This is a genomic window from Acidimicrobiales bacterium, assembly GCA_036270875.1.
GTDB lineage: Bacteria > Actinomycetota > Acidimicrobiia > Acidimicrobiales > AC-9 > AC-9.
The window spans coordinates 1-3,910 of sequence record DATBBR010000080.1; the positions used below are offsets into that span (position 1 = coordinate 1).

At 69.8% G+C, this 3,910-nt stretch carries 6 protein-coding genes; all 6 read right to left on the minus strand.

The genetic code is table 11. From position 1 onward, the window contains the following. A partial coding sequence (locus tag VH112_09735) for a hypothetical protein (protein ID HEX4540514.1) occupies nt 1-236 on the minus strand: 236 nt, incomplete at its 3' end. Continuing rightward, nucleotides 229-1,047 carry a cytochrome c oxidase subunit II gene (locus VH112_09740; GenBank protein HEX4540515.1) on the minus strand — a complete coding sequence of 273 codons (819 nt, stop codon included), beginning with the start codon at nt 1,045-1,047 and terminating at the stop codon, nt 229-231. The genes VH112_09740 and VH112_09735, both read right to left, overlap by 8 nt. Nucleotides 1,048-1,216: 169 nt before the next feature. Then, nucleotides 1,217-2,539, minus strand: coding sequence for an alkyl sulfatase dimerization domain-containing protein (locus tag VH112_09745; GenBank protein HEX4540516.1), 1,323 nt, complete (start codon nt 2,537-2,539; stop codon nt 1,217-1,219). A 66-nt stretch (nt 2,540-2,605) separates the two neighbouring features. Then, nucleotides 2,606-2,845 carry a twin-arginine translocase TatA/TatE family subunit gene (locus tag VH112_09750; GenBank protein HEX4540517.1) on the minus strand — a complete coding sequence of 80 codons (240 nt, stop codon included), beginning with the start codon at nt 2,843-2,845 and terminating at the stop codon, nt 2,606-2,608. A 147-nt stretch (nt 2,846-2,992) separates the two neighbouring features. Further along, nucleotides 2,993-3,412 (minus strand): hypothetical protein, encoded by a 420-nt coding sequence (locus tag VH112_09755; protein HEX4540518.1) that lies wholly within the window; start codon nt 3,410-3,412, stop codon nt 2,993-2,995. A 62-nt stretch (nt 3,413-3,474) separates the two neighbouring features. Further along, nucleotides 3,475-3,910 (minus strand): enoyl-CoA hydratase-related protein (locus VH112_09760; GenBank protein HEX4540519.1); only part of this gene is annotated, 436 nt, incomplete at its 5' end.

The following is a 3,910-nucleotide window of genomic DNA, read 5'->3' on the forward strand; positions in this document are numbered from 1 at the left end:
TGCGGCGTGGTCAGCTGCAGCCGCATGAACAGCGCCATGATCCCCGAGATGTAGAAGACCACGATCGCCGTGATCATGTAGCTGAGGCCGATGACCTTGTGGTCGGTCGACGTCAGCCACTTGAGGATGCCGCTCGGGCCGTGGGCCCCGTGCCCGGGATCGTCTTCGTCGCCGGGCACGTGGGACAAGACGACCCGGTGCGCGCCTATGCCGCCAGGGGCGATGACGTCAGTCACCGTACAAGGCACCTCCTGTGTTGCCACTGTTGCCCGAATTCCCAGAGTAGCTGGGCACGGTGCCGTTGGCGTTGCCGCTCTTCACGCCGGCCGGCAGCTGCCCGACGGAGTTCGGGTGCGCCTTCTGGAACGCGCCGGTCGTCCGTAGCCAGGTCTGGTACGCGCCCGGGCTCACGGAACGGACGTTGAAGAACATGATGGAGTGATACAGGCCGCACAGCTGGGTGCACTGCCCTCGATACACCCCGTTGTGCAGCACGTTGAGGTCGAACCCGGTCCAGTACCCCGGGCTGGCGTACCGGCTGAAGTTGAACTCGGGCACGTAGAAGCCGTGCAGCACGTCGTAGGAGCGCAGGTAGACGTGCACCGTCTCGTTCGTCGGCACGACCATCGTCGGCGAGTCGGTCGTCTGCCCGATGATCTTGACCCCGTTGTCGTACTGGAACTCCCAGCCCCACTGGAACGCGTAGACGTGGACGGTCGTGTAGGGGTGCGGCGTCTCGGCGGTGACCTCGTTCTCCACGAGGACCGTCGCGATGAACAGGCCCACGACGGTCAGGATCGGCGTGAGCGTGTAGATGATCTCGGTGATCGTGTGGTACTGGGTCTGGCGCGGGATGGCGTCCGAGCGCCGCCGGTACCGCCACATCGCCCACAGGATCAGCACCATGGTGAACCCGCCGACGACGAGCCCGGCGATGAAGAAGCCCTGCCAGAGATGGAAGGTCGAGCGGCCCTGCGACGTGGCGCCCTTGAACGCGCCGAACGACGGGAGCTGGCAGCCGGTGAGCAGGAGCGCCCCGAGGGCCACCCCGGCGATCGCCAGCGGCCGCCGGCGACGCGGACTATTGGGGCCCTGACCTGGGTTTTCGGTCGTCTTTGAGGAAGGGCCGGTCAACGACGAGTCCACCGCGCTGACATTATCGAACCGGCCCAAAAAACACGAAACGAGCAGGGCCGCAACCGCTCCTCGGGACCCCTCAGTGGGCGTGCGGGTGCCCTGCCCCTCCGCCGCCCCCGCCCGCCTCGTTGGCGGCCCACGTGAACACGCCCCTGGCCATGGTCGACGTCGCCCGGGCGGCCCGCGCCGCGAAGACCTCTTGGCGGGCCCTCTGGGTGGCGGGGTCGTCGGGCGCGGCCAGCCAGGCGCTCTCGGCCAGGTGTCCGGCCAGCCGCAGCGCCCCGTCCCCGGCGCCGGACCCCGACTCGGGCGCGTCGCCCGCCGCGGCCAGCAGCTCGAGCGCCCGCTCCGCCAGCGCACCCGCGCCGCCGGCCAGCTCGGCCAACTCGGCCGCCAGCGCCCGCTCGGGTGCGGGCTTCAGGGTGGCGGGGTTGCCATCCCACCACCCGCCGTACTGGCGCCACACGGTGTGCACGATGAACTCGGGCTCGTCGTAGACGGGCTGGAGGAAGGGACGCCCTTCGAGCTCGGCCGGCACGCGGACGCTGTGGATGGCGTCGTCCAGGCGTCCGCCGCTGTTCATGACCCCGAGCGTCTGGTCGACAAGCGAGTCGAGCAGGTCGGCCGTGTCGGTCAGCGCCTGGCGCACCCGGCCGGCCCCGATGACGGGAAAGCCGTGGCCCGGGAGGAGGAACTCCGCATCGAGCGTGAGCATCCGGCGCAGCGCGGCCGCCCACTCGCGCGGGTAGCGCTGCACCTTCTGCGGGTTGCCGGCGTTCGGCGAGGCCCAGATGAAGAGGTCGCCGCAGCACAGCACCCGCGTGTCGGGCTGCCACGTCACGGTGTGGTCGTCGGTCTCGCCCTTCTCGTGCCGCAGCGCGAAGCCGACGCCGCCGACCGAGACGTCGAGCGTGTCGTGATAGGTGCGGTCCGGGTAGCGGTACTCGGTCGGCCAGTTGAGGTCTGTGAAGCCGAACTGGCGGCGGTTGATGATCGTGTTGTAGCCCGCGGTGAAGATGTAGCGGTCGAAGCGCGCCGGCAGCGCGTGATGGGCGATGACCTGTGGCGCCGCCCACCCCTTCTCCGTCGCCTCGGCCTCCCACACCGGCACGCCGAAGACGTGGTCGATGTGACCGTGCGAATAGACGGCCGTGTCGAGGCGCTCCGCGCTCCACGTGCGGATGTCGTCGTGGACGATCTGCGCCAAGGGTGCGCTGCCGGTGTCGACCAGCACGAGGCCGTCCTCGGTGGCGAACGACGACACGTTGGCGAACGAGGGACAGAACCCGACGCCGTCGGTGATCTCGACGAACCCGCCCATGTGGTCGACGGGGTGGAAGGTGGAGGTCGACAGCTCTCCGTTCCAGAGCCGTTCGGCCACGGACAAGACGTCGGATGCCATGTTCCCCCCGGACTGCGGTGTCGGCGCCGGCGGCCTTCGCTGAGCCGGCGGTTCAGCTGCCGAAGGTCAGCTGGTCTGCGACTTGCCCTCGGCCGGTGGTGCCGGCTGGGCCGGGGCGTCGGTGACCGCGGACGTCCCGTTGCTCTTCGCCGACTCCGCGTGGCCTTCCTTGAGCCCCTGCTCGAACTGGTTCTTTGCCGAGCCGAGGCTGCGGGCCAGCTTGGGGATCTGTGTCCCACCGATGAGCAGCACGGCCACGATGACGATGACGATGACGAGGTCGGCCCCGAAGATTTCAGCGAGCATGAGATTCTCCTTCACCTGGTGTTCGCGAACCGGTGACTGCATCCAGGTTAGACCCAATTCCGGCCCCCGGTAGCTGCAGGGCGGACAGCGCGGGGTGCGGCGCCGGGAGGCGGCCCTCCGCCGCACTGCGATGCGGGTATCGGCAGGTCAGCCCGCGAGCAGGACGCCCATGACCAGGGCGGCGACGCTGGCGGTTCCTCCCACCGAGCCCCACAGCGCGAGCTGGCCCTTCGAGGTTGCCCGCTGGTGCAGGAAGGCGCCGACGCCGGCGAGGAGCACGACGGCGATCTTCGCCATCAGCACCGCCTTCCACGTCGAGGTCGCGGTGGAGGCGTGGACGGCCGAGATGTTCCAGATGCCGGTCGCGAGCAGGACGAAGTAGGCGGGCCAGGCGAGGCGGGCGAAGGCGCGGGCGAGGGTCCTGGGCGCGTCGCCGCCGAGGCCGCGGGCGGGGCCGACGAGTCCGGCCATCACGATCTGGCCGCCGACCCAGATGGCGGCGGCGAGGACGTGAAGGGTGAGGCGGATGGTATCGAGCGCTGGTGCGAGCGACGCGGTGGCGAGCACGGGCTGACTCCCTGTTCCTTGGCTCGGTGACTCGGCTCTTTGGCTGGGTGTCGCCTGGTCGGCTACTTGCCCTGCCAGTTGGGCGGGCGCTTCTCGGCGAAGGCGATCGGTCCCTCCATGGCGTCGGCCGACGAGAACACGACGCCGACCGCGTCGGCATTGATCTTCCAGCCGTCGGCCTCGGGCAGCTCCGCGGCTTGCTTCATGACTTTCTTCGAGTAGCGCACCGCCAGCGGGGCGTTCGCGGCGATGCGCTCGGCCAGCGCGACGGCCTCGTCCATCAGTTGCGCCGAGGGCACAACCTTGTTCACGAGACCGAGCGCGAGGGCCCGGTCGGCGTCGATGGGGTCGCCGGTCATGGCCAGCTCGAGCGCGATCGCCATGGGGAGGCGCTTGGGCATCCGGATCAGTCCGCCCGCGCCGGCGATCAGACCGCGTTTGGCCTCGGGGATGCCGAAGGTGGCGTGCTCGGCGGCGACGACGAGGTCGCACGAGAGC